The organism is Mesorhizobium ventifaucium (assembly GCF_935822925.1).
GTDB classification, from domain to species: domain Bacteria; phylum Pseudomonadota; class Alphaproteobacteria; order Rhizobiales; family Rhizobiaceae; genus Mesorhizobium; species Mesorhizobium ventifaucium.
In genome coordinates this window covers 34143-58367 of record NZ_CAKXZS010000037.1, presented here as the reverse complement: position 1 = coordinate 58367, position 24225 = coordinate 34143, and the positions used below count along the sequence as shown (strand labels likewise).

The following is a 24225-nucleotide window of genomic DNA, read 5'->3' as shown; positions in this document are numbered from 1 at the left end:
CTGAAGCGCTGGCCGCGCCAATGGAAGATCGAGTTGATCGAGAAGACCAATCCAGAATGGTTCGAGCTTTTTCGCGGGACCGGGTGGTAGGCGTTCGGTTCTGGGCCGCAGCATTGTTCGGCTGATGTCACGGAATGGATCCCAGGGTCTGCGCCGCGTCGCTTCGCTCCTTGCTTCGCCCTAGGATGACGAAGTGGAGGATGATTCGGCTAATCCTAGAGGATGGCGGTTTGCCACTGGACGGAATTGTCGACGTTCGCTGCCGGCCCAGACCTGTCAAAATCACTGTGCCGAGGAACTTAGTTGCGCAGGGCGAACGAGAACGGCGCCGTGCGAGTTATGCGGGAGCCGAGTTCCGGCGGCGGCTCGGGCACCGAGGCACCCTGTAGTACGTTGAGCGCCGCACGATCCAGGTCCGGATCGCCCGAGGAACGAGCCAGCCGGGCGGATAGGACTCGGCCGGAAGCGTCGACGGTAAATGTCACGCTCGGACTGCCTTCCGCGCGCCGGGCCTTCGCGGCCCTCGGATAATCTGTGTGCCGTCTTATCCACGCACTCAACTGCGAGTCCCATTTGGGCAAGTTGCCGCGTCTGGACGCCGCCTTGGCCGATTTCGGTGCCGCCGCCCTGGCCGCGGGATTCGCAGCGACACTGGCCGTCGTCCGGGGCGGTGCGGCTTTCTCCTTTTTCGGGCGCTTTTTGGCCTCTTCGACCGGCTCCTTGGCTTTGACCTCAGCCGGCTCCTTCACCTTGGCCTTTGCCTGCTTCTTTGGCTTGGCCTCGACGGGTGCCTCGACCGGTTTCGGCTGCGGCAGCGGGATGACCACTTCCGGCGTGACGGCCTCGGCAATGTCGGACACGACCTCCTCGAGCGGCGGCTGGTCGACCCGTTCGGCCATGGTCGGCGGCGTGGGCTCGACTGTGTCGGCCGGAGCGGTTTCCGACGGCACGGCGACCGGCTCTGCCCGCTCGACGGGCGGTTCGGGCGCAGGCTCCGTTTCCGCCACGGGCTCCTCGACCGGGTCCGGCTGATCGGGCGCTATCTCATCCGGCAGCGGCGCCGGCTCGGCCGGCGTGAACGCCATCGGCGACAGCTCGATCACCTGCGCCTGCGGCGGCCCGCCATCGGGCTCGGCCGGGCGCCAGCTCTGCATCGCATAGGCGATCGCGGCATGCGCCACCAGAACCAGCGCAGCCGCGCCCGCCCACCAGGCAATCTCGCGCACGCCGAAACGCCGCTGATCGGCCATCGGCAGGGCGGCTGCCGGCGACATTATTGGCCCGTCCCGACTTGCGGCGCCGCGGCATCGCCAGGCGCCGCCTCAAGGCCGACCAGCGCGATCTTCAGATAACCGGCGCCCCGCAAAACGTTCATCACCTCCATAAGTTCGCCATAGCCGACCGCCTTGTCGGCGCGCAGGAAGATGCGCGTCTGCCTGTCGCCTTTTGTCCTGCCGACCAGCGCGGCCGCGAAGGCTGCGCGCGGCACGCTGTCGTTGCCGATCGCCAGGCTGAGATCGTTTTTCAGCGTCAGGAACAGCGGCGTCTCCGGCCGGGGAGCCGGCGTTGCGGTCGAGCCCGGCAGGTCGACATTGACGTCCACCGTCGCCAGCGGCGCCGCGACCATGAAGATGATCAGCAGGACCAGGATCACATCGATGAACGGCGTGACGTTGATCTCGTGATTTTCCTCGAGATCGTCGTCGATGTTCTCTCGAATTCTAGCCGCCATGGCGTCGGTCCGTGTTCATTCCGCGGCCATCTGCTTTGCCGGCGCGACCGTGCGGAAATCCAGATCCCGGCTGACCAGCCGCTCGACCCCTGCCGACGCGTCGGCGAGGATCTGCCTGTAGCCGGCTATTGATCGCGCAAAGACGTTGTAGATGACCACCGCCGGGATCGCCGCGACAAGCCCCATCGCGGTGGCCAGCAAGGCTTCCGCAATGCCCGGGGCAACGACGGCGAGATTGGTGGTCTGCGCCTGCGAGATGCCGATGAAGGCGTTCATGATGCCCCAGACGGTGCCGAAAAGGCCGACGAAGGGCGCGGTCGAGCCGATCGTCGCCAAGACGCCGGTGCCGCGCGACATGCGCCGCGCCGCCGCCGCCTCGATGCGCGACAGGCGCGAGGTGACCCGTTCTTTCAGCCCGTCGCCGGACACATGGTCGAGCGAGCCGGCCGAAAGCGCGGTCTCTTCTTCGGCTGCCCGCACCAGCAGGGCGCCAGGACCGCTATTGTGGCCAAGCGCGCGCCCGGCCTGGTTCAGCGTGGCGGCATTGCCGATCGCTTGTGCCGCGCGGCGGGCGCGCAGCTTGCCGCCGAGGATCTCCAGCGATTTGGCCAGCCATATCGTCCAGGTGACGAAGGACGCAAAAGCAAGCCCGATCATCACCGCTTTCACGACGATGTCGGCCGCCATGAACATGCCCCATGGCGACAGATCATGCGGCAGGGTCAGGGACGTCGCCGTCGAAGGACCGGTCTCGATAGGCGTGGTTTCGGTAGGCGTGATCTCGGCGGGCGTTGTCTCGCCGGGCTGCATCGCAGGTGGCACGACCGCGTCCGGCGCAGCCTCTGCCGGCGCGGGAGCCGGCGCCGCGATCGCCGGAGCCGCGCCCGGTTGCTCCTGGGCGGCAGTGCCGCCGGCCGACAGGACGACGGATGCGAGCAACGCCGCGATCAAACCATGTCTGGACAAGGGCTTCTCCCTAATTCCCACAGCGACCTCATTGCACATAGCCGATGGGCTGGCCGGTGACGGGGTGCGCAAACACGCCAATCTCGACGCCGAAAATTCCTTTGAGCACGTCGCCAACGCCCGGTTGACTATGAAACATGAGTTTACTAGTCAACAATTAAAACGGCTGTTTGAGTCAACAAAAAGTCGTGACGCCGGATTCGCGTCGAAATTCGAGACGAAATGACTGCGCGCCAAACCTGCTGATCGCGGCAATGTCGCTGCCTGTGCTGCTTGGCGGCCACGCGTCGCGCAGGAGGCGATCACCCCTCTCGATCCGATCAACATTCGGGAACGCGTCGGAAGCGCTTTGGGACGGTCGACGGCGATGTCGCCACCCAGGGCTCTACCGCCCGACCGAGGAGAACCTCCGCGACGTCGACCTCAGCGCCGGAAGCTTCAACCGCTATGAGGAAAGTTCGACTTCAGCGGGGCTGTCACGCCGCCAAAGTCGCTGCTGTTCAGCCGGCGCGTGCTTCCCGGATCGCGCGGGACGCAAACGCCCCCGGCTGAAGGACATCGGCCTCGCGGCGCGCCAGAGTGTTGCGCAGCAACGCGATCGTTTCACGGCCCGCCGTTGCGATCTCGCGCGGCCTGTCGATGCCGACGATCATGAATTCCTCGATTCCCAGGGCCGCATAAGGGAGCAGCGACAACGCGACCTGTGCCGGCGGCCCAGCAATTTCGACCGCCTTCTGGCAACAGGCACTGTTCTCCGAACGGATCCGGACGGGAAGCGCGAAGCGCAGCTTGCCGGCCCGGCCGTGTTCGGCGGCGGCATTGCGCACCCGCTCCATCAATTGCCGGATCTCGTCGAGCGAACCCGGCGTCAGCTCGAAGACATCGGCATGCCGCCCGGCGACCTTGAGCGCCGTTCCGGACCGTCCGCCCATGCGGATGCTCACGCCGGCACTACCCGGCGCGTTGCACGGCACATAGCCGCCCCTGACGCTGTAGAAGGCGCCTTCATGATCGAACGGCCTGTCGTTCGACCACAACCGTTTCAGCAGCACCAGATATTCATCGACGCGCTGCCAGACGAGCGTGTGGCCGACCGGACGTGCCTCGGCATCGTCGTCGTTGAGCGGCTCGCTGAGCATCCTGAGCGACAGCCGACAGCCGCTTTTCGCGGCGAGCGCTGCCAATTGCCGTGCCGCCACCGTCGGCTCGATCACACCAGCCCAATGCGTGAGAACGATCTCGAGCGAAGAAGTGCGGTCCAGCGCCCGGGCCGCAATGTCCATATTGGTCAGCAGCCCGGCCGGATCGTCGACGACGATTTTCTGGAAACCGATGTCCTCGATCAGCGACAGCTTTGTCGCGGTTTCCACGAAATCGTAGAAAAACGGCGCGGTTGGGTCGGCCGGGTGAGTTTTACCGGGAACATGCGTGAACTCGATCGGCATTGCCATCTCCTCCATCACGTTGGGGCCAAGGGGCGCGCGAAAGCGCACCGGCATTCGGTTCATTCAACTCCGATATTGCGAAACGGCAGATCGCTACCCCTGTAAGTCAGGACCCGATGACTCGGGCTCCATAGTCAGGGAACAAAACCCAGAACGACTGCCCCGGTGAACACGAACGCAAGGGCAAAGACGAGATAGGCAAAGGCGCCCGCATAAGCCGGCCGCCAAGTCTGCTCAGAACCGAGCCTCTCGTCTTTGCGGGCAGTCCGAGCGTTCTGGAAATAGGACATGTCGACCTCCGTCTCGGCGATTAATCTATAAAATCAGTAGACTTTGTCGAGTGCTATTTTCCAGCGATTATTAGAATGTTTTTCTCCAATCAGACAACAATTTGGTTCGTTTGCTGCTTAGCGCGGCGCTTCCGAGGCCGATCGGCCCGATGGCAAAACGCCGGGTTCATGCAGGCGGAGGGCGGGAATGGGCCGCGGCCGCTTATTTGGCGGGCGGCCTGTAAGCTTCCAGACCCAACAGCATCAGCACGATCGACAGCAGGAAGAAGCCAACCGCCACGCCGAGCGCGATCTGGGCGTAGAGTTTATAAACGTCGCCCATGATGGTGCCGAACACCCGTCGCGCCGAGGCATCGGCTGGGCGCGATTTCTCGTCGAGGTAGAGCCAGACTTCGGTGTGCTTGGGATTCTTGCTGGCTGCGGTCGTGGCTTTCCACATCAGCGCCAGAACCATGGTCAGCGTGAGGAACGCGCCGGAGCGAAATGCAGACACCGGGTTGAAGGAGAAGCCGACCATGACACAGCCGATGGCAAGCGAGCCGAACATGACGGCGCGCCCGATGCACCCCACAGCAACCCGCCTGATCTCATCCATCAGCGCCTCGGCAGCAAACTCGCCGACAATGTGCGAGCGTTGCGACCGTATCAAATCACTTTAAGGCGAATGTGCCGCCAGGACGGATATACCTTCGGGATTCAGCATGGACGTGCAGGCGCGCAACTCCCCGGCGCAACTTTGCAAACGCAACAGCCTGAAATACGGCCATCGACGCGGCCCGCCGGCGCGCTCTATGTTGCAGGCCAAGCAGGATCGAACCTTTCCGGCATCGACAAGCGCTGTCTCAGACCGGCGCTGTCTCAGACCGGCGCTGTCTCGGCAAGACATCCGGCAGAGGAAGGCTATGGGCTATGCCGAAAGAGACGGAATTGAAGCCGGCGAGCGGCGCGACACCGCTGATAGCAATTGCGGCTGCCGCCGTCGACACCGAAACAACCGGACCCGACGCCACCAAGGCGCGCGTGGTTCAGATTGGCGCGATCGGTGTCGCGCATGGCAAGGTCGTCCGGCAATCTCAGCTCGATTTGCTCATCGATCCCGGTGAAGCAATCCCGTCCGAGGCTTCGCTCGTCCACGGCATCACCGATGCCGATGTTGACGGAGCCGGGAGTTTCCCGGATGCATGGGCGCAGTTCCAGGAGTTCGTCGGCGACCGCATCCTCGTCGGCCACTCGATCGGCTTCGACCTGGCGGTACTGGAGCGCGAATGCCGACGCGCCCGTTTGCCCTGGAAAAAGCCTCGGGCGCTGTGCGTCCGGCTTCTTGCAACCATAGCAAATCCCAATCTGGCAGACTATTCGCTGGAAACGATCGCCGCATGGCTTCGCCTGGAGATAGAAGGCCGGCATTCGGCTCTGGGCGATGCGATTGCGGCCGGAGACATCTTTGCCGCGTTGATTCCAGAGTTGCGCAAGCGCAACATCCGAACACTTGGAGAGGCCGAAGTCGCCTGCCTTGCCCTTTCGGACGCTCTCGAAGCCGGCCATCGCGCCGGCTGGGCCGAGCCGGTTTCGCGACCCCAGGCTCCCGCGTTTCAGCCGGTTGATCCCTATGCCTATCGCCATCGCGTCGGCAGCCTCATGAGTAGCCCGCCAGTCGTGGTGAAGTCGAGCAAACCGACAAGGCAGGTCATCGACCTCATGGTGAAGCGCAAGATCAGCTCGGTCCTCGTGTCCGAGCGCGGAACGCCGGATCAAGCGATCGAGGCGTATGGCATCGTTACCGAGCGTGACCTGCTGCGCCGCATATCGTCCGACGCCGAGCGGGCTTTTGACATGCCGGTCGCAAGCTTCGCAACGCGACCGCTGATAAGCATCCGCGCCGCCGCCTTCGCTTATCGGGCGATCGGCCGCATGGATCGGCTGAAAGTCCGCCACCTCGCCGTCCGCGACGACGGCGGCATGCTGGTCGGCGTGCTTTCGGCGCGTGACCTGCTGAGGCTTCGCGCCGCCGCTGCCATCGATCTCGACGACACAATCGAGCATGCCAGGGATGCCGCCGAACTGGCGGCCAGCTGGTCGATGCTGCCGGGCGTGGTACGTTCGCTCCTCGGCGAAGCGATCGACCCGCGCGTGGTGGCGGAAATCATCAGCGACGAACTTTGCTCGCTTACCCGCCGCGCCGCCGTGCTTGCCGAACAGCAGATGCAGATCGAAGGTCACGGCCCGCCGCCCTGCGCCTATGCCGTGCTCGTGCTCGGCTCCGGCGGCCGTGGCGAAAGCCTGATGGCCCCCGACCAGGACAACGCAATCGTCTTTGCAGATGGCGAACCGGCCGGGCCCGAAGACAGCTGGTTCAAAAATCTCGGCACTAAGCTCGCCGACATGCTCGACATATCAGGCGTGCCGTATTGCAAAGGCGGGGTAATGGCCGCGAACGCCGCATTCCGCGGAAGCCTGGACACCTGGAAGGGGCGCGTCGAGGATTGGGTTCGCCGGCTGCGGCCTCAGGACCTGCTCAACGTCGATATCGTCTACGATCTGAGGCCGGTGCATGGCGACACGACGCTGGCCGCGCAGTTCATCGAATATGCGTATGACCGTGCCCACGCCGAGCCTGTGTTCGCGAAGCTTCTCGGCGAGCAGATGACGACCGGTAATCCCTTCACTGTTTTTGGCGGCTTTCAGCTTGAAAATGGCCGGCTGGACATCAAGAAGCATGGCCTTTTTCCGATCGTCGCGACCGCACGCACGCTTGCTATTCGCCACCGCATCCGCGAGCGGAGCACCCGTGCCCGGCTCGAAAAACTGATCGCTCTGGATCTTGGCGGCGAGCGCGACATGAGAGCGATGCTGGCTGGCCATGCCATGCTGATCGGCTTGCTGCTCGGCCAGCAGACGCAGGACATCTACGCCGGTATACCGGTATCCAACCGCGTCGAGATCAATGCCCTGACGCGCGAGCAGCAGGCAGAGCTCAAGGGTCTCATCAAGCGCCTTCAGTCAGCACCCGACCTGGTGCGGGACCTGATGTTCGCATAGCCGGCGACGCTCGGACGGCGCGAGGCCGAAGGGGAAGCCTTGGAAATCGGCGCGGAACAAAACTCAGATGCGCGCCGCGCCCAGTAACTCGTCGACGAGGGCGCGGCGGTCAGCCTGGGCAAGGAAATCCTCATGCGCGCGCAGCAGATTCATTCTCAGGAAGTTGAAGATGTAGTCGTAGTCGTTGGTCAGGAGATTGGGGTGGATCGGGACCATCGCGAAAACCGTTCGCGCCAGCGGCTCGGGGATTTCGCGCACCGGCCGCGGCGGACCGATCTGCGTGGCGGCGAGGCGTTGACGTGTGAGCTCGGCGGCATCCTCCCAGAAAGTGGCGGGCGAGCCCTCCGGAACGGCATATTTGGAGAAGCTTGCCAGGGCCACTTTTTCCAGCGCCGCTGGCAAGCCCCGCTGGCGCATGCCGGCGGGTTCGCGCAGCGCACCCTCCACCATTTCCGCCATGATGGCGAAGCACGCAGGATAGGCGCGCCAGCGTGAATGGTTGAGCGCCGCCTGGAACTCCTTCTCACTGAACAGCTTCTGCCAGTAGACCCCTGCCCGGACGCGGCAGAACTCGACGATGCTTTTCTGGGCCAGGAAGGCGGCGCGCGAATCCATGAAGTCAGCCAGGTCGTCGACGCTGACGATCGGCTGCGGCTTGCGCAGGAACTCGGGCAACAGGTCGTTCAGCAGGCCCATGGCGCTCTCCCTTCGGTTTTGTTTCCAACCGATGTTGACCGTTTAGCCTCCGCGACGCCGCACCGCCAGTCCTCTTGCCGATCCAAGTCCTCTCATCGATACTTCAGTCCTCTCATCGATTCTAAAGTCGTATGAACAGCTGCGACAAAAAGTGATACTCCTACAAAGTTACGGTCGGCTGATTCTATACCTGGCCGCAACATATGCCGGAGGGCTTCCGCGTCAGCGGAAGAGGCAAGCTTTAAACGGCACCTTGTGGTCGAGACGGTTCGCAAGCTGCCACCAAGGGAGGGTTCAACGCTATGGCGACGCCAGACCGCATAAGTTATTGGAACAAGACCAAGGGCCTCATGTTCGTCATGCTAGGCCTGTGGGTGTTCTTCGGTTACGTCATCCACATGTTCGTGGAGCAACTCAACACCATCGTCATTTTTGGTTTTCCGCTCGGCTTCTACATGGCCGCCCAGGGTTCGCTCATCGCCTTCGTCGTCATGCTGTTCTGGTTCGCACGGCGCCAGAACGCGATCGACGAAGAGCATCATGTCAATGAAGATTGATCGGGGGGAACGTCAATGGCTAACACGACATCTACCACCGCAGGCGGAGGCGACTTCACCTCCAATCTCGGCCGCATCTACAGCCTCTACACCGGCGGCTTCATAGCGTTCATCATCCTGATGGCTATCTTGAGCGCCATAGGCGTCGAAAATGTTGTAATCGGCTACCTGTTCATGGGCTTTACCATCGTCATTTACGCGGTGATCGGCGTCCTGAGCCGCACCATGCACGTCGGCGAATATTACGTCGCCGGGCGTCGGGTACCGGCGCTCTACAACGGCATGGCGACCGGCGCCGACTGGATGTCGGCGGCTTCCTTCATCGGCATGGCCGGCTCGCTCTACCTGCTCGGCTATGACGGCCTCGGTTTCGTGCTCGGCTGGACCGGCGGCTACGTGCTCGTGGCCATCCTCGTTGCGCCCTATCTGCGCAAGTTCGGCGCCTACACGGTCCCCGACTTCCTGTCGGCGCGCTATGGCGGCAATCTCGCCCGCTTCATCGGCGTGATCGTTCTGTTCTCCTGCTCGTTCACCTATGTGGTCGCGCAGATTTTCGGCACCGGGCTGATCTCGGCTCGCTTCCTTGGCATCGACTTCAACGTAGCAGTCTATGTCGGCCTCGCCGGCATCCTGGTGTGCTCGATGCTAGGCGGCATGCGCGCCGTCACCTGGACGCAGGTCGCCCAGTACATCGTGCTGATCATCGCCTACCTGATCCCCGCCATCTGGATGTCCACGGTGAAGACAGGCATTCCTATCCCGCAATTGATGCAGGGCCAGGCGCTGGCGAACATCACCGCGCTTGAGACGGCGCAGGGCATCACGGTGCATCATATCACGCCATTCGTGCATGGCGGCTATGACGCCAAGAACTACTTCCTGCTCATTCTCTGCCTGATGGTCGGAACGGCGTCACTGCCGCACGTCCTGATGCGCTACTTCACCACCCCGTCGGTGCGGGAAGCGCGTGTCTCGGTCGCCTGGTCGCTGCTGTTCATCTTCATCCTCTACTTCACCGCGCCTGCCTATGCGGCGTTCGCCAAGTGGACGATGCTCGACCTGGTGGCGTCGGGCCTGACGCCTGAAAACATCGCCGAGAAAGCCGGATGGATGATGCGCTGGGCCGCGGCCGACAATACGCTCGTGCAGATCTGCGGCAAGGCGGCGACGGACACCGCGGCGATCGTCGCGGCCTGCGCCGAAAAGGGCGTAACGGCACTTTCGTTTGCCGACATCAACCTCAACGCCGATATGATCGTGCTGGCCACGCCGGAAATGGCCGGCATGCCTTACGTCATCTCGGGCCTGGTCGCCGCCGGCGGCCTTGCCGCCGCGCTGTCGACGGCGGACGGGCTGCTGCTGGCTATCGCCAACGCGCTCAGCCACGACATCTACTACAAGATGATCGACCAGAATGCGCCTACGTCGCGGCGTCTGATCGTGTCCCGCATCCTGCTGGTTATGGTCGCGGTGCTGGCCGCCTACGTCGCGTCGACCAAGCCGTCGGACATCCTGTCGATGGTGTCGTGGGCGTTCTCGCTTGCCGCCGGCGGGCTGTTCCCGGCGCTAGTGCTCGGCGTCTGGTGGAAGCGCGCCAACTCGACGGGCGCTGTCGCCGGCATGATCGCAGGCTTCGGCATCACCCTCTTCTATCTGGTGATGACCCAGTACGGCGCCGATTTCGACAAGGCGACGCCGAACATGGAATTGTGGTGGGGGGTGAAGAACATCTCGTCGGCGACTTTCGGACTGCCAGTGGGCTTCGCCGTGATGATCATTGTCAGCCTTCTCACCAAGGCACCATCCCGCGATATGCAGGATTTCATCGAGGAAATCCGCGTACCCCGCGGCAAGCAGATGATGGAAGAAAAGATTGCCTGATCGCGCATAGCGATCGGCGCATGAGGCGGGGTCCGGTGACGGACCCCGCTTTCATTTCGGGGACGTCGCTGGCATAACGCGGCGCCGCCGCTGCCTGGAAAATCCCACATGAACGATTCCTGGTCCTACTGGTATTTCCACATACCGAATTTCATCCTCGCCGCGGTGATGTACACGCTGATGGGGCGTCTCCTGCTCGGCCTCTTCGTCCCCGAAAGCTGGGACAACTACATCTGGCGCTTCTTCAAGACCGTCACGGACCCATTCCTGCGCATCGTGCGGACCATTACGCCGTCGATCCTGACCCAGCCGGTGGTGATCGTCTTCAGCGTGCTCTGGCTTATGGCCTTGCGCGTCGGCTATCTGATCTTGCTGATCAATTTCGGCATTGCGCCGATGGCTTCACAGGCGGGTTGAGGCAATGGACAGAGACGCTCTTGTGCCGGTCATGGCGGTCGCCATGGTCAACGGCATCTTTTCGCCGTGGGTGCTGATGGTGTTCCTGTTCTATCCGGTCTGGTATCCGGGCTGGGCGCCTCCCTTGAGCCAGATTGTTTACATGGCAAGTTCGCTTATCCTGTCGACGATGACCATCATGCTCGCCGGCGTGCCGGCCGCGCTCTATGAGCGCTGGTCGGCGCACCCCAGAAGCATCGTCGTCTCGTCCATCTGGCTTGCCGGCACGGTTTTGTTGACGCTGCCGGCGCTGCCGAACGTGATGCGGGCGCTAAGCGGCGGCTGAGCATTCCCTCCGGCTCGACCGCTGGGGCGGGCGACTTCCATCCCGCTATTTGAATGGGAAGCCGGATTCCGGCCGCGGCCATATTGCCGTGGTGTACAGTCCATGACCCTCTTGAAGGCCGTGCTGAAGGCGCTTTCTGACTCGTAGCCGAGCGACAAGGCGATAACGGAAATTGGATCGCTGGAATTTGCCAGCCTGTCGCCCGCCAGCAGCATTCGCCAGTTGGTCAGGTACTCCATCGGTGACGTCCCGACCATTTCTTTGAATTTCAGGGCAAAGGTCGATCGCGACATGCCGGCACGCTCCGCCAGCTCCTGCAATGTCCAGCGACGCGCCGGATCGTCGTGCATGGCATTGATCGCAGCTGCCATCTGTCTATCTGCGAGGGCGAAGAACCATCCAACGCCCTGTCCCAGCCCTTCCGCCAGATGCAGGCGCAGGGCCTGGACCAGCATCATGTGGGCGAGGTGTTGCGCAACCAGAAAACCGCCCGGCTGCGGCTCGTGCAGTTCCTGCATCATCCGCTCCACCGACCAGCGCAGCGCCGCCTGATCCGCTTCTTTGCGGATATGCACGATGGGCGGCAGCATCCCCAACAGGATGCCGGCATGATTGCCGCTGACGGCGAAGCGGCTGCCGACAAGAAAGAAATCACCGCCGCCGTTGTACGTCACGACGCCGCCAGCGCGCGCGGGAGGAAAAATCGTGCCGGCTTCGACAGGCGTCAAAGTCATGTCGCTTGCGAGGCGGAAAGGCCGCCCACTCGGCAGCACGAAGCAGTCCCCCTTCTCCAGGCGCACGGCGTCGGCAACGCCTTCCACGGAGAGCCAGCACCCGCCGGAAACCACAGCGTAGCATTTGATGCGTTCGTGCTGGTCGGAGAACTGGATCGACCAGTTTCCACCCGCATCGAAGCCGGCGGATACATGACTGCGTGGCTTCAGCAGCGACAGCACATCTGAGAGTGGATCCATGGCGTTCCGGACGATCGCGAAGATAATATGGACTTTACAGCATAGATCGCATTTCCTCAACCGGCTATTTAATAACAACGTCTTCCAGCGATGTGGAAATATCTGAAGTAATAATCAAAATTCCTAAATATCAAACATGCTATCTCCGTGGATAGCACAGAAGGTCTATGGAAACGCGGATAAAGTTGCCATCATCACTGAAATAAATCGGATGATTGCGCCAGTTAAGGAACAATAGCCATGACAGCGTTCACGATCAATGGACGGGCGGTGGATCTCGCCGCCGAGCCCGATACGCCGCTTCTATGGGTGATACGGGAGCATCTGAAACTCACCGGCACCAAATTCGGCTGCGGCATCGCGCAATGTGGCGCCTGCACCGTTCACGTTGACGGCGAGCCGACGCGCTCCTGCGTAACCCTGCTTCAGGACGTCGCCGGAATGGAGGTGACGACGATCGAAGGCCTGTCGCCGGACGCCAGCCATCCTCTGCAGCAGGCTTGGATCGCCGAGCAGGTGCCGCAATGCGGCTATTGCCAGTCCGGGCAGATCATGCAGGCGACGGCGCTCCTCAAGAGCAACCCCAACCCCACCCGCGACCAGATCGTCGAACACATGGACGGCAACATCTGCCGTTGCGGGACGTATGTGCGAATCATCAGCGCCATTCAGCGCGCCGCACGGGAGGCCTGAGCCATGACCAAGGGATTGCAGCTTCACACCAGAGCGCTCTCGCGGCGCAGTTTCCTCATCACCGTCGGCGCCACCGGCATCGCGGTTGCGTTCGGCGGCCTGCTCCAGGACGCCTCGGGCGCCAGCATGGCGCCGGCGGTCGAGGGCGGTTACCGGCCGAACGCCTGGCTGACCATCGCGGCCGACGGCACCGTGACCATCATGTCACCGGCGTCCGAGATGGGGCAGGGCATCATGACGACGCTGCCGCTGCTCATCGCCGAAGACATGGATGCCGATTGGCACAAGGTTCGCGTCGTCCAGGCTCCGTCGGACGCGGAGAAGTACGGCAACCCTGGCTTTTACGGCGTACAGCTCACCGGCGGCAGCGAATCCACGCGAGGTTATTACAAGATGCTGCGTCTGGTCGGCGCCCAGACCCGCAAGGTCATCCTGGCGAGTGCTGCCGCCATGCTGAATGTTCCGGTGAACGAACTCACCACCGAGCCCAACCGGGTCGTGCACGCGCGATCGGGCCGCTCGCTCGACTACGGCGAGGTCGCCGCGGCCGGCGCGCTTCCGGATCCGCTGCTGCAGGTGACCGACGCCGATCTGAAGCCGAGCGATCGGTGGCGCTATATCGGAAATCTGACGCTACCGCGTGTCGACATACCCTCGAAGGTCGACGGCACCGCAATCTTCGGCATCGACGTGCAGCTTCCGGACATGCTGTACGGAGCGGTGCTGCGGGCGCCCGTTCAGGGCGAGCAGCCGGAAACCATCGACGGTGCGGAAGCCAGGGCCGTGCCGGGCATCACCCACATCGTGCCGTTGTCCTACGGCGTCGGCATTATCGGCGAAACGGTCGAGGCGACGAAGCGGGCCAAGGATCTGCTCAAAATTGTGTGGACCACGTCATCGCGGATCCGTGGTTACACCAGCGATCGGCTGTTGGAAGAGTACCGCAGCGTTGGCCGCGACCTCGCCCAGGCCGGCGTCAGCGCTGCCACGGAAGGCGACGCACAGACCGCGATCTCGAAGGCCGGAACGGTCATCGAGGTCGATTACATGAGCGACCATGTCCACCATGCGACCATGGAGCCGATGAACGCCACGGCGCTGGTGACCGGCGATACGGTTGAAATCTGGGCGCCGACGCAAGGCCCAACGGGCACCCAGGGCTTTGCCGCCGAGGTGACCGGCACCACCCCTGACAAGGTCAAGGTGAACACCACCCTGCTCGGTGGCGGCTTTGGCCGCAAAGCCGAGGCCGACTTCATCATCGATGCGGTGTCGCTGGCCAAGGCGGTGCGAGGCCGCCCGGTCAAGGTCATCTGGAGCCGCGAAGACGACGTCCAGCATGGCAAGTACCGGCCGCTCGAAGCGCAACATGTGCAGGTGGGGCTCGACGGCGACGGAAACATCGTCGGCTGGCGGCACCGCATCGTGGCGGATTCCATTTTTGCCCGCACGATGCCTCAACTGTTCGAGAGCGAAGGCGGCCACGACAGTGTGGTGACGGAGGGCGCTCATTTCAACTATGCCGTCCCCGCGCATCAAATCGAGTATATCCGTAGGGATAACGGCCTTGATATAGGCTTCTGGTTCGGGGTCGGGGTTGGCTATACCAGGTTCGGCATCGAATGTGTCATCGACGAAATCGCCGCCGCCAAGGGCGTCGATCCTGTGGCGCTTCGGCTGGAGCTCCTGAAAGACCAGCCGCGGGCGCGCAAGGTCATCGAGACCGTCGCCCAGATGGCGGAATGGGACCGCCAACGCGACGGGCGGGCGCTGGGCGTCGCCTATTCCGATGCCTTTGGCTCCCATTGCGCTGAGATCGCCGAGGTCTCGCTTGACCGGGAAACCGGCGAGATCCGCGTGCACGCCGTGTGGTGCGCTGTCGATCCCGGGATAGCGGTACAGCCGCGCAACATCGAAGCGCTGATGATTACCGGGATCACAGGCGGTGCCAGCCATGCGTTGTTCGAGCAGATCAACATCGTCAATGGCGAGGTGCAGGAATCGAACTTCGACACCTATCGGGTGATGCGCATGTCCGAGGCGCCCGATATTAAGGTCACCGTGATTCCAACGCCCGAAGATCCGATCGGGGGCATCGGCCAGGTCGGCCTGCCGCCGATCGGTCCGGCGATCGCCAACGCGGTGGCGCGGCTCACCGGTGGCGTGCGGCTCCGGCACTATCCGTTCCTGCCGGAGCGGGTGCTGGCGGCGCTCAACGCCTGAAGGGCGCGCTGCCTCGTTGTGGCCATGGCGGTCGGCATTTCACTCCAGCCCGTCAGCGTTCCTCCCGGCGGAACGGCTTGAGCAGCGCCGAAGGCGCGACGGCGTTGCGCGACATCACCGCCATGGCGACGATGGTGAAGATGAAGGGCAGCATCAGGAACGCCTCATAGGGAATATGGCCGAGCCCGCTCGCCTGCATGCGCAGTTGCAAGGCATCAACGAAGGCGAACAGCAGGGCGGCCCCTGCCGAACGCCAGGGATCCCAGCGGCCGAAGACGACGAGCGCGATCGCTACCCAGCCACGGCCGGAGACAAGGCCGAAGGTGAAGGCGTTGAACTGCACCATCGATAGGAAAGCGCCGGCCAGCCCCATCAGCGCGCCGCCGAGGATCACCGCCTGGAAACGCGTGGCGATGACGCTGACGCCGGCCGAATCGGCGGCGCGCGGATTTTCGCCGACCATGCGCACCGACAGCCCCCACGGCGTCCGGTAGAGCACGAAGGCGGCCAGGGGGACGGCTGCCATCGCCATGTAAACCAGCGAAAACTGGTTGAACACCGCTGGTCCGAGCACCGGGATGTCGGAGAGAACAGGGATCGGTAGCGTTTCGAAACTCTTGATGCTGGGCGGCACCGATTGCTGGCCGAAGATCAGCCGGTAGAGGAAATAGGCGAGCCCCGACGAGAACAGCGTGACGCCGATGCCGCAGACATGCTGGCTGAGGCCGAGCGCCACCGTAAACAGCGCATGCACGGCACCCATCAGCGCACCGGTCAGCACCGCCGCAAGCACCCCGAGCCACAGGCTGCCGCTGAGGCTGGTCGCGGTGAAGCCGGTCATCGCCGACAACAGCATGATGCCTTCGATGCCGAGATTGAGCACGCCGGCCCGCTCGGAGAACATCTCGCCCAGTGTCGCGAAAGCCAAAGGGGTGGCGATGCGGATGATCGCGGCCAGGAAGCCGACCTGAAAAATCTGTTCGAGCACGACGCTCATGGTGCGGCTCCGACGCGGCGGATGCGATAGGCCGTGAACAGCAGCGCCACCAGCATGGCGAGCAGCGCGGTGCCCTGGATGACCTCGCTGAGAAAGGCCGGAACGCCGGTGGCCCGCGACATCGCCTCGGCGCCGGTCATGACGGCGGCGAGGAAGAGCGCCGCCGGCACCACGCCGAGCGGGTTGAGCCTCGCTAGCATGGCGACGACGATGCCGGAATAGCCATAGCCCGGCGAGATGTCGCTCATCACCTGGAAATGCACGCCGCCGACCTCGCCGACACCGGCAAGCCCGGCGAGCGCGCCGGACAGCAGCGCCGTCGAGATCAGCACCCGCTCGACATGGATGCCGCCATAGCGCGCGGCCTCGGGATTCTCGCCTATGACCCTGATCCTGAAGCCGAGCGTCGTGCGCGCGATCAGGAACCAGATGACCGGCGCGGCCACGAAAGCCGCCACGACGCCGAGATGCAGCCGCGTGCCTTCGAGCAGCACCGGGAAATTGGCTGAATCCTCGATTGGCGGCGAGATCGGGTAGCCGCTGAAACTGTCTTTCCACGGGCCTTCGATCAGCGCCATCAGCGCGTAGAAGATGACCGAGTTGAGCAGCAGTGAACTGACGACATCGTCGACTTTGAATTTCACCCGCAGCGTCGCCGGGAGCAGGGCGACCGCAGCACCGGCGGCGGCGCCGGCGAGCGCCATCAGCAGCATGGCGAGCGGCCCCGGCATCGCAATGGCGCCGACGGCGCAGCTCGCCACCGCACCGGCAAGCAACTGCCCCTCGGCGCCGATGTTCCAGAATTTGGCGCGGAAGGCGACCGCCACGGCAAGGCCGGTGAAGATCATCGGTGTTGCGCGCACCAGCGTTTCGGTGATCGCGTAGCTGTCGCCCAGGGACGCCGCGAACATCACGCCATAGGCCTCGATCACGCCGGCGCCGGCCAGCGCGATGAGGCCGCTGCACAGCACCAATGTCGCGCCGATCGCCAGCAACGGCAGAGCCAGGTTGAACCAGGCGGGCGTTGAGGTGCGGGCTTCGAGGCGGAACATCAGCCATGGCCCTCCGCCCCGGTCATCATCAGGCCGAGCCGCGCAACCGTGGCGGCGGCGCTGTCCAGCGTGCCGACAATGCGCCCCTCATACATCACCGCGATGCGGTCGCAGAGCATGAGCAACTCTTCGAGGTCCTCGCCGATGACGATGATGCCGCAGCCCCTGGCACGCATGTCGAGGAACTTTTCGTGGATGAAGCGCGCCGCACCGATATCGAGGCCGCGCGTCGGCTGCGACACGATCAGCACCTTTGGGTCGAAGGCGAGCTCGCGCGCCAGCAGCGCCTTTTGCAGATTGCCGCCGGACAGCGCCCCGGCCCGCGTCATCGGCCCGGGGCAGCGTATGTCATAGGCCTTGATCTGCGCTTCGGCGAAAGCGCGGATCGCATCTGGCCTGAGCAGGCCGTTGCGGCTGAACGCCGCTGTGCCGATGCGCGGCAGCACCATCGAATCCGCCAGCGGCAGATTGGTGACCACCCCGGTCGTCATGCGGTCTTCCGGGATGCGCCCGAGGCCGAGCGCCTGCACCCCGCGCGGCGAGAACCGCGAGACCATTTTGCCGGCTATCGTCATCCGCCCGGCATCGGGCGCGAGCACGCCGGAGATCACCTCGGCAAGCGCCCGCTGGCCATTGCCCGAGACACCGGCAATGCCGAGGATCTCGCCCGCACGCACGGAGAGCGACACGTCGCGCAGCGCCATGCCGGAATGGCGCGACGTCGAGATGCCGTCGAGGATCAGCACCGGGGCACCCGGCGTCGATGGTCCCCTGGCCGGCGGAACGATCTCGTGGCCGCACATCAGCCGCGCCATGTCAGAGGATGTCGTGCTTGCGGGGGTATCGACGCGTCCGGTCACGCGGCCATGCCGCAGCACGACGCAGCGATGGGTCAGCGCCCTGACCTCGTTGAGCTTGTGCGAGATGAAGATGATGCCGAGACCTTGGGCCGCCATCGATCGCAGCGCCGAAAACAGCCCGTCGACCTCGGTCGGCGCCAGCACCGCCGTCGGCTCGTCGAGGATCAGCAGCCTTGCACCGCGAAACAGCGCCTTGACGATTTCGAGCCGCTGCTGCTCGCCGATCGATAATGCCGAGACGGGAAGGTCCGGATCGAGCGTGAGCCCATGCTGGCGGCCGATCTCTCTCAGTCGCGCCAGCCCGCCGGCGCGGTCGATCCGGCCCGACTTTCCGGGAATGCCTATCAGCAGGTTTTCCAGCACAGAAAGCCGCGGTGCGAGATGAAAGTGCTGGTGCACCATGCCGATGCCGGCGGCGAGCGCATCGGCCGAGCTGTTGATCGTCACCGGCCTACCCTGGACCAGGATCTCGCCGGCGTCCGGCGCATAGGCGCCGAACAGCACGTTCATCAGCGTCGTCTTGCCGGCGCCGTTTTCACCGAGCAACCCGAGAATTTCGCCCGGCGCAACGCTGAGATCGACGGCTTCGTTCGCCACGACGGCGCCGAAGCTCTTGGAGATGCCGCGCATTTCGATGAGAGGGGCGGGCATTGACAAGGGTGCTCCTGGTGGGAGATGGCTTACGATCCCGGGGATGCGCTGCACCCCCCCTCTGGCCTGCCGGCCATCTCCCCCTCAAGGGGGGAGATCGGATGTCACTTCGGCTTTCGCAAATCGTCAACGCTGAAGAAGAGGCGCTGTCGGCGAAGCTGCCAATCTCCCCCCTTGAGGGGGAGATGGCCGGCAGGCCAGAGGGGGTGCAGCGCCAACCCCAAAAGACAGCATTCAATCCGAAACCGGTGTGTCCTCGTCGACGTTGACGCGGAAATTGCCGTCGAGGATCTCGGCCTTTTTCTTCTCGACCAGCTCCTTGACGTCGGCGGGCAGCGTCTTGTCGAACTTGTGATAGGGCGCCAGGAAGGAGCCGCCCTTGGCCATGCGCGAAAAATCGCCGTAATCCTGCGCGGTGAAGACGCCGGCCTTGACCAGCTTGATCGCGTGCTCGACCGTCGGATACATGTCCCACACCGGGCCGGTGATCACCGTGTCCGGCCCGAGGTTGGACTGGTCGGACATGTTGGAGATGGCGAGGATCTTCCTCTCGACCGCCGCTTCGATGACACCGAAACGTTCGGCATAGATCACGTCGACGCCAGCGTCGATCTGGGCGATAGCCGCTTCCTTGGCCTTCGGCGGGTCGAAGAAAGAGCCGATGAAAGCAACCTTCCTCTTGATGTTAGGATTGACCTCCCGGGCGCCGGCAAAGAAGGCATTGACCAGCCGGTTCACTTCCGGAATGCCCATCGCCGCAACGGCGCCGATCGTGCCTGATTTCGACATCTTTCCGGCGATCAGGCCGGAGAGATAAGCCGGCTCGTGGATCCAATTGTCGAAGACTGCGAAATTCGGCTCGGCCGGCCCGGCGCCCGAGCCGAACAGGAAGGCGACCTTCGGAAACTGCTTGGCGGTGCGGCGGGATTCCCGTTCGGCCGCGAAAGCATCGCCGAGAACCAGCTCATAACCGCCTTGCGCGTATTCGCGCATGACACGGCTGAAATCGGCCGTCTGCACCTTTTCCGACCATTTGTACTCGATGCCGAGTTCCTTCTCGGCCCTCTGCAGGGCGACATGGATCTGGTGGACCCATGGCTCCTCGGTCGGCGTGGCGAAGATCGCCGCCACCTTCAGCTTCTTGTCCTGCGCCAAGGCACTGCCCGGCAGCATGGCTGCAGCCAGGCCAAGCGCGCCCAGTTCCAGCAAACTGCGGCGCGAAAGTCCTTCGCGTTTCGATTGGATTTTGCTCTTCCCGTTTTCCATTGCATGCCCCTCTGATTCGCGCCGTGTCGAGCCGGCTGGTTCTTTGAACTATCAGCGAGGGAACTATGGATCGGCGTCCGACCTTTGTCCACATGGTCAAATTTGTCGGGAAGCTGCAGCCGGCCGCCCTCCGTCGCAAAACCACGGCGGCAGGGGATCGCTTTCGATCAATGCTTGATGCGGTCGCGCATGGCGTACCAGAGCATGCCGAGCACATAGAGCGGGCCGCGCAGGGCGGTACCGCCGGGAAACGGCATTGGCCTCAGCGTCGAAAACAGATCGAGCCGCGACGCATCGCCGGTAATCGCCTCGGCAAGCAGCTTTCCCGACAGCGTCGACAGGATCACGCCCTTGCCGGAATAGCCATGCGCAAAATAGACCTCGCCATAGTGGCCGACATCCGGCAGGCGCGATGTCGTCACTGAGACCAGCCCGCCCCAGGCATGCTCGATGCGGCGGCCGCGCAATTGCGGAAAGGTCTTTTCCATGTGCGGCCGCACGAAGCCGGCAATGTCCGCGGGCGGCGACGGCGTGTAGCGCTCGCCACCGCCAAACAGCAGGCGGCCGTCCGCCGACAGCCGGTAATAGTTGACCACGAAGCGTGTGTCGGAAACGGCGACATTGCTTGGGATGACGTCGCTGGTGTCGTCCAGCGGCTCGGTCGCGACGATGTAGTTGCCGACCGGCATGATGCGGCTGTTGACGCGCGGTTCGAGCCCCTGAAGCAGGGCGTCGCCGGCCAGCACGACATGCCTGGCCTGGACCGAGCCCTTGGCCGTGGAAACCCGGATGGAAGGTTCCCGCTCCAGCCGCAGCGCCACCGAATTCTCGTGGATGGTGACGCCTGCCGCTGCCGCGGCGCGAGCAAGACCCAGCGTGTAGTTCAGCGGATGCATATGGCCGCCAAGCTTCTCGTACATCGCCCCGTGATAGGGTGTGTTCACCATTTCACGCGCCTGCGCTGCCGACAGCATCTCGACGTCATGAAAGTTCATCACGCTGGCAAGGCACTCGACCTCGTCCTCCAGGTCGCGCAGGTCGGAGCCGTTGACCGCACCGGCCAGATGGCCGGTGAGCCTGAGGTCGCAATCGATGGCATGGCGCCCGATCAGGTAGAGCACCAGCCCGCGTGCCTCGAGGGCGAGATCGAAAAGCGCCCGCGCCCGTTCGGGCCCATAAAGCGTGACCAGGCCCTTGGCGCCCTTGCGCAGGCCGGGAATGATCTGTCCGCCATTGCGCCCCGACGCCCCCCAGCCGATCTTGCCGCCTTCGAGGAGAACCACCTTCAGCCCGCGCTCGGCGGCATGAAGGGCTGCGGACAGGCCGGTACAGCCGCCGCCGACCACCACCAGATCGGCGTCGACATCGCCCGGCAGCGCCGGATGATCAGGGGCCGGATTGGCTGTTGCGACATAATAGGATTTGCCGATATCGAGGCCGGAGTTGAACCCGCCGGAATTGAAGCCCATCATCAGACCTTGAGCAGCAGGTGGTCGCGTTCCCAGCTGGTGACGACGCTCTGGAACAGGTCGAGCTCGACGCTCTTGACGCGCAGATAGGTCTGGACGAAATCCTCGCCGAGCAAGTCCCGAACAGGACTGCAGGCGGCGAAACGGTCGAGCGCCTCCTCCATGGTTTTCGGCAGCGTGCTCTTGCTACGATAGGCGTTGCCCGATGCCTCGGGCGAACGCGAGAGTTTTTCCTCGATGCCGAGATAGCCGCAGAGCAGCGAGCCGGCCATCGCCAGATACGGGTTGGCGTCGGCGCCGGGCAGCCGGTTTTCCACCCGCCGCGCGGCCCGCCCGCCGGCCGGCACGCGCAGCCCGCAGGAGCGGTTGTCGTGCGACCACTCGATGTTGGCGGGCGCGCTGTGGTTGGGCCGGATGCGGCGGAACGAATTCACGTTCGGCGCAAACAGCGGCATCACCTCGGGAATGTATTTCTGCAGGCCGCCGATGAAATGCCCGAACATTTCGGTGTCGGCATCGTCGCGCCCGGCAAACAGCGTATCCCCCGCCTCGTCGACGACCGACATGTGGAGATGCATCGAACTGCCGGCTTGAGCAGCGACCGGCTTGGCCATGAAGGTCGCATGCATGCCATATTGCTGCGCGGCCTGGCGCGTCATCCGCTTGAACAGCAGCACCTTGTCGGCCAGCGGCAGCGCGTCGCTATGCAGGAAATTGATCTCCAGCTGCGCCGTGCCCGATTCATGGATCAAGGTGTCGAGCGGCAGCCCGGCCGTGGCTGCGTAATCATAAAGGCGCCGGATCACCGGCTCGAATTCCTCCAGCGCCGCCATGTCATAGGGGTGCTGCACGGTTTCTGAGCGGCCATTGCGGCCGACCGGCGCAATCAGCGGCCGATCGGGATCGGGATTGGGCGCGGTCAGATAGAATTCGAGCTCCGGCGCCACCACTGCCCGCCAGCCGCGCTGACGATAGAGATCGAGCACGGCGCTCAACACATGGCGCGGCGAGGCCATCCACGGCCGGTCATCCATATGAAACGCATCGGCGAAGACATAGGCTTTCCCCGCTCCGGCACCCGGCGCAAGGCACAGCGTCGCAACATCCGGCACCATCCGCATGTCGGGGTCCTGATAGACGAAGCCCTCGTCGTTGGAACCGGAATAGCGGCCGTCTATGCAGACCAGGAAGGCGCTGCTCGGCAGATAAAGCGCGCGGTCTTCGAGCGACTTCAGCAACTTGGCCGTCGGCAAGGCCTTGCCGCGCAACACGCCGTTCACATCCGGCACCAGGCACTCGACTTCCGTGATCCCCTGCTGCTCCAGCCATCGCTTCGCATCGTCCCTCGGGGTCATTTGCGGTGCATCCGTTGTCGTGGTGTTGAGCATCAGGTCACGTCCTTACGAGGGCGAGGATGGCTTCGGCGGCGGCGTCCGTTCCCGGCGCCCGTGCCATGGTGGCCGCATTCTCCTTGAGGCGAAAGCGCATTTCGCCATCGGCCATTAGGCCAAGGATAGCCAGTTCCAGTTCGTCGTCGCTCCAGCCATCGCGGCTGAGGTGGCGGCCGACGCCGGTTTCCTCGGCGCGTTGCGCATTGTCGTGCCCATCCCAGCAATAGGGCATGATCAGCGACGGCACACCGAAACGCAGCGCTTCGCAAAAGCTGTTGTTGCCGCCGTGATGGATGAAGAGATCGGATTTCGCGACAACCGACGGCTGCGGAAACCAGGCGTCGAGATAGACATTGTCAGGAACCGCGCGATAGCTGTCGCGCAGACCGCCGACATTGACGATGAAGCGGGCCGGAAGCCGGTCGAACACGGCGAGCATGCGCTCGATCAGGCCGACATCCATCGCGCCCAGGCTGCCGAAGCTGAGATAGACCAGCGGCCCGTCATTGCGTGGAAAGATCGGCACGTCGAACGGCCCTTCCGACCGGACGCAGCCTTCGAGATAAACGAAGCGGGCCGGGTCGAGCGGCTCGGCGCGCTGCCTGCGCACGATGGTTGGGGTCAGCAGCAGATTGAGATCGGGCGAAGCTTCGAGAAAAAGCCCCTTCGGCAAGGGCGCAAGACCGGCGTCGGTCCGAAGCCGGTTGAACCGGTCGTGGGCCGGAGCGACGGCTGCCAGGTAGCGCGCCTCGAAAGCCGCACGGCTCGGGTCGTCGGCGGCGAGCCCGGACAGATAGGGCGGTACATCGGCGTCGGGCAGCTCGGTCTCGGCGCAGGAGACGACGCGCGCCCAGGGGCAACCGGCGGCAGCAAGTGCTGGAAACATGATGACATTGTCGAGCACCACGGCATCTGGCTTCAGCCTGGCCAGCAACTGGCGCAGCGGCGCCTCGGCATTGACCGCGGTATCGACGATCGCTTCCCAGGTCGGGGCGACGTAGGTTTCGAGCTGGTCGATCGGGCTCAGCCTGAAATGCGGCAGATGCCGGCGCACGAAAGCCTGCCAATAGCTCTGGCGTTCGCTGTCGGTCAGCGGCTCGTCGGTCGGCAACTGGTATTCCTGAAACCCATAGTCGGCGAACACGCCGGAAAAGCCGGCGTGACAGATGAACACAGGCCGTGCGCCCCTTGCGCGCAAGGCCTGCGCGATGCCGACGCAATTGAGCGCGGCGCCGAAGCTCGCTTCGGGAAACAACGCGATGGTCGGGCTGGCTTTGCGCGTCACTGTTCTCGTGGTCCTC

At 63.9% G+C, this 24225-nt stretch carries 21 protein-coding genes and 1 pseudogene; 7 read left to right on the top strand and 15 right to left on the bottom strand.

Annotation, left to right across the window (positions count from 1 at the left end; genetic code table 11):
- Positions 1–90 (top strand): annotated as a pseudogene (locus NMG70_RS33090) (GIY-YIG nuclease family protein); the annotation flags it as partial.
- Positions 91–299: 209 nt separating this feature from the next.
- On the opposite strand, the gene NMG70_RS27635 reads toward NMG70_RS33090, so the two are convergent.
- From NMG70_RS27635 to NMG70_RS27610, 6 genes are all read right to left on the bottom strand, one after another.
- Complete coding sequence (locus tag NMG70_RS27635; RefSeq protein ID WP_254027447.1) at positions 300–1274, bottom strand: energy transducer TonB family protein; 975 nt, start codon at positions 1272–1274, stop codon at positions 300–302.
- The gene (gene exbD / locus NMG70_RS27630; protein WP_254027446.1) at positions 1274–1732 is read right to left on the bottom strand and encodes a TonB system transport protein ExbD; all 459 of its coding nucleotides are present in this window, start codon (positions 1730–1732) and stop codon (positions 1274–1276) included. Before exbD ends, NMG70_RS27635 begins: the two co-directional genes overlap by 1 nt.
- A 15-nt stretch (positions 1733–1747) precedes the next feature.
- The gene (gene exbB / locus NMG70_RS27625) at positions 1748–2698 is read right to left on the bottom strand and encodes a tonB-system energizer ExbB (protein WP_254027445.1); all 951 of its coding nucleotides are present in this window, start codon (positions 2696–2698) and stop codon (positions 1748–1750) included.
- A gap of 500 nt (positions 2699–3198) precedes the next feature.
- Positions 3199–4143 (bottom strand): LLM class flavin-dependent oxidoreductase, encoded by a 945-nt coding sequence (locus NMG70_RS27620; RefSeq protein WP_254027444.1) that lies wholly within the window; start codon positions 4141–4143, stop codon positions 3199–3201.
- Positions 4144–4277: 134 nt separating this feature from the next.
- Positions 4278–4433, bottom strand: coding sequence for a hypothetical protein (locus NMG70_RS27615; RefSeq protein WP_254027443.1), 156 nt, complete (start codon positions 4431–4433; stop codon positions 4278–4280).
- Between the two features lie 202 nt (positions 4434–4635).
- Entirely contained in the window at positions 4636–5028 is a 393-nt protein-coding gene (locus NMG70_RS27610) for a hypothetical protein (RefSeq protein ID WP_254027442.1), read from the bottom strand.
- 314 nt (positions 5029–5342) lie between these two features.
- On the opposite strand from NMG70_RS27610, the gene NMG70_RS27605 reads away from it, so the two are divergent.
- Positions 5343–7472 (top strand): DUF294 nucleotidyltransferase-like domain-containing protein, encoded by a 2130-nt coding sequence (locus tag NMG70_RS27605; protein ID WP_254027441.1) that lies wholly within the window; start codon positions 5343–5345, stop codon positions 7470–7472.
- A gap of 63 nt (positions 7473–7535) precedes the next feature.
- Here NMG70_RS27605 and NMG70_RS27600 read toward each other — a convergent pair whose 3' ends face one another.
- A complete protein-coding gene (locus NMG70_RS27600; RefSeq protein ID WP_254027440.1) occupies positions 7536–8168 on the bottom strand; it encodes a hypothetical protein in 633 nt (210 codons plus the stop codon).
- A 302-nt stretch (positions 8169–8470) separates the two neighbouring features.
- Between NMG70_RS27600 and NMG70_RS27595 the strand changes: the two genes are divergently transcribed.
- The 3 genes from NMG70_RS27595 (at position 8471) to NMG70_RS27585 (ending at position 11023) form a co-directional block, all read left to right on the top strand.
- Positions 8471–8725, top strand: a complete 255-nt coding sequence (locus NMG70_RS27595) for a DUF4212 domain-containing protein (protein WP_254027439.1) — start codon at positions 8471–8473, stop codon at positions 8723–8725.
- A gap of 15 nt (positions 8726–8740) precedes the next feature.
- A complete protein-coding gene (locus NMG70_RS27590; protein WP_254027438.1) occupies positions 8741–10606 on the top strand; it encodes a sodium:solute symporter family protein in 1866 nt (621 codons plus the stop codon).
- 108 nt (positions 10607–10714) lie between these two features.
- Positions 10715–11023 (top strand): YggT family protein, encoded by a 309-nt coding sequence (locus NMG70_RS27585; protein ID WP_254027437.1) that lies wholly within the window; start codon positions 10715–10717, stop codon positions 11021–11023.
- 204 nt (positions 11024–11227) lie between these two features.
- On the opposite strand, the gene NMG70_RS27580 is transcribed toward NMG70_RS27585, so the two are convergent.
- Complete coding sequence (locus NMG70_RS27580; protein WP_254027451.1) at positions 11228–12322, bottom strand: AraC family transcriptional regulator; 1095 nt, start codon at positions 12320–12322, stop codon at positions 11228–11230.
- 240 nt (positions 12323–12562) lie between these two features.
- On the opposite strand from NMG70_RS27580, the gene NMG70_RS27575 reads away from it, so the two are divergent.
- Together NMG70_RS27575 and NMG70_RS27570 are read left to right on the top strand one after the other, a co-directional pair.
- Positions 12563–13015, top strand: coding sequence for a (2Fe-2S)-binding protein (locus tag NMG70_RS27575; RefSeq protein WP_254027436.1), 453 nt, complete (start codon positions 12563–12565; stop codon positions 13013–13015).
- A gap of 3 nt (positions 13016–13018) precedes the next feature.
- Entirely contained in the window at positions 13019–15238 is a 2220-nt protein-coding gene (locus NMG70_RS27570; RefSeq protein WP_254027435.1) for a xanthine dehydrogenase family protein molybdopterin-binding subunit, read from the top strand.
- 52 nt (positions 15239–15290) lie between these two features.
- Here NMG70_RS27570 and NMG70_RS27565 read toward each other — a convergent pair whose 3' ends face one another.
- The 7 genes from NMG70_RS27565 to NMG70_RS27535 all read right to left on the bottom strand — a co-directional run bounded on the left by NMG70_RS27565 (position 15291) and on the right by NMG70_RS27535 (position 24209).
- Positions 15291–16235 (bottom strand): ABC transporter permease, encoded by a 945-nt coding sequence (locus tag NMG70_RS27565; RefSeq protein ID WP_236372798.1) that lies wholly within the window; start codon positions 16233–16235, stop codon positions 15291–15293.
- Complete coding sequence (locus tag NMG70_RS27560; protein WP_254027434.1) at positions 16232–17287, bottom strand: ABC transporter permease; 1056 nt, start codon at positions 17285–17287, stop codon at positions 16232–16234. Before NMG70_RS27560 ends, NMG70_RS27565 begins: the two co-directional genes overlap by 4 nt.
- The gene (locus NMG70_RS27555; RefSeq protein ID WP_254027433.1) at positions 17287–18798 is read right to left on the bottom strand and encodes an ABC transporter ATP-binding protein; all 1512 of its coding nucleotides are present in this window, start codon (positions 18796–18798) and stop codon (positions 17287–17289) included. The genes NMG70_RS27560 and NMG70_RS27555 overlap by 1 nt, the downstream gene beginning before the upstream one ends.
- Before the next feature lie 234 nt (positions 18799–19032).
- Entirely contained in the window at positions 19033–20064 is a 1032-nt protein-coding gene (locus NMG70_RS27550) for a BMP family protein (protein WP_254027432.1), read from the bottom strand.
- A 167-nt stretch (positions 20065–20231) separates the two neighbouring features.
- Complete coding sequence (locus tag NMG70_RS27545; protein ID WP_254027431.1) at positions 20232–21536, bottom strand: NAD(P)/FAD-dependent oxidoreductase; 1305 nt, start codon at positions 21534–21536, stop codon at positions 20232–20234.
- Complete coding sequence (locus NMG70_RS27540) at positions 21536–22888, bottom strand: glutamine synthetase family protein (protein ID WP_254027430.1); 1353 nt, start codon at positions 22886–22888, stop codon at positions 21536–21538. The genes NMG70_RS27545 and NMG70_RS27540 overlap by 1 nt, the downstream gene beginning before the upstream one ends.
- Before the next feature lie 37 nt (positions 22889–22925).
- A complete protein-coding gene (locus NMG70_RS27535) occupies positions 22926–24209 on the bottom strand; it encodes a glycosyltransferase (RefSeq protein ID WP_254027429.1) in 1284 nt (427 codons plus the stop codon).
- Between the last annotated feature and the right edge of the window lie 16 nt (positions 24210–24225).

Excerpts from the sequence above, each read along its gene's own strand:
- NMG70_RS27635 (WP_254027447.1), bottom strand. The coding sequence starts at position 1,274 with ATGTCGCCGGCAGCCGCCCTGCCGATGGCCGATCAGCGGCGTTTCGGC.
- exbD (WP_254027446.1), bottom strand. The coding sequence starts at position 1,732 with ATGGCGGCTAGAATTCGAGAGAACATCGACGACGATCTCGAGGAAAAT.
- NMG70_RS27620 (WP_254027444.1), bottom strand. The coding sequence starts at position 4,143 with ATGCCGATCGAGTTCACGCATGTTCCCGGTAAAACTCACCCGGCCGAC.
- NMG70_RS27615 (WP_254027443.1), bottom strand. The coding sequence starts at position 4,433 with ATGTCCTATTTCCAGAACGCTCGGACTGCCCGCAAAGACGAGAGGCTC.
- NMG70_RS27610 (WP_254027442.1), bottom strand. The coding sequence starts at position 5,028 with ATGGATGAGATCAGGCGGGTTGCTGTGGGGTGCATCGGGCGCGCCGTC.
- NMG70_RS27605 (WP_254027441.1), top strand. The coding sequence starts at position 5,343 with ATGCCGAAAGAGACGGAATTGAAGCCGGCGAGCGGCGCGACACCGCTG.
- NMG70_RS27600 (WP_254027440.1), bottom strand. The coding sequence starts at position 8,168 with ATGGGCCTGCTGAACGACCTGTTGCCCGAGTTCCTGCGCAAGCCGCAG.
- NMG70_RS27595 (WP_254027439.1), top strand. The coding sequence starts at position 8,471 with ATGGCGACGCCAGACCGCATAAGTTATTGGAACAAGACCAAGGGCCTC.
- NMG70_RS27590 (WP_254027438.1), top strand. The coding sequence starts at position 8,741 with ATGGCTAACACGACATCTACCACCGCAGGCGGAGGCGACTTCACCTCC.
- NMG70_RS27585 (WP_254027437.1), top strand. The coding sequence starts at position 10,715 with ATGAACGATTCCTGGTCCTACTGGTATTTCCACATACCGAATTTCATC.
- NMG70_RS27580 (WP_254027451.1), bottom strand. The coding sequence starts at position 12,322 with ATGGATCCACTCTCAGATGTGCTGTCGCTGCTGAAGCCACGCAGTCAT.
- NMG70_RS27575 (WP_254027436.1), top strand. The coding sequence starts at position 12,563 with ATGACAGCGTTCACGATCAATGGACGGGCGGTGGATCTCGCCGCCGAG.
- NMG70_RS27570 (WP_254027435.1), top strand. The coding sequence starts at position 13,019 with ATGACCAAGGGATTGCAGCTTCACACCAGAGCGCTCTCGCGGCGCAGT.
- NMG70_RS27565 (WP_236372798.1), bottom strand. The coding sequence starts at position 16,235 with ATGAGCGTCGTGCTCGAACAGATTTTTCAGGTCGGCTTCCTGGCCGCG.
- NMG70_RS27560 (WP_254027434.1), bottom strand. The coding sequence starts at position 17,287 with ATGTTCCGCCTCGAAGCCCGCACCTCAACGCCCGCCTGGTTCAACCTG.
- NMG70_RS27555 (WP_254027433.1), bottom strand. The coding sequence starts at position 18,798 with ATGCCCGCCCCTCTCATCGAAATGCGCGGCATCTCCAAGAGCTTCGGC.
- NMG70_RS27550 (WP_254027432.1), bottom strand. The coding sequence starts at position 20,064 with ATGGAAAACGGGAAGAGCAAAATCCAATCGAAACGCGAAGGACTTTCG.
- NMG70_RS27545 (WP_254027431.1), bottom strand. The coding sequence starts at position 21,536 with ATGATGGGCTTCAATTCCGGCGGGTTCAACTCCGGCCTCGATATCGGC.
- NMG70_RS27540 (WP_254027430.1), bottom strand. The coding sequence starts at position 22,888 with ATGACCCCGAGGGACGATGCGAAGCGATGGCTGGAGCAGCAGGGGATC.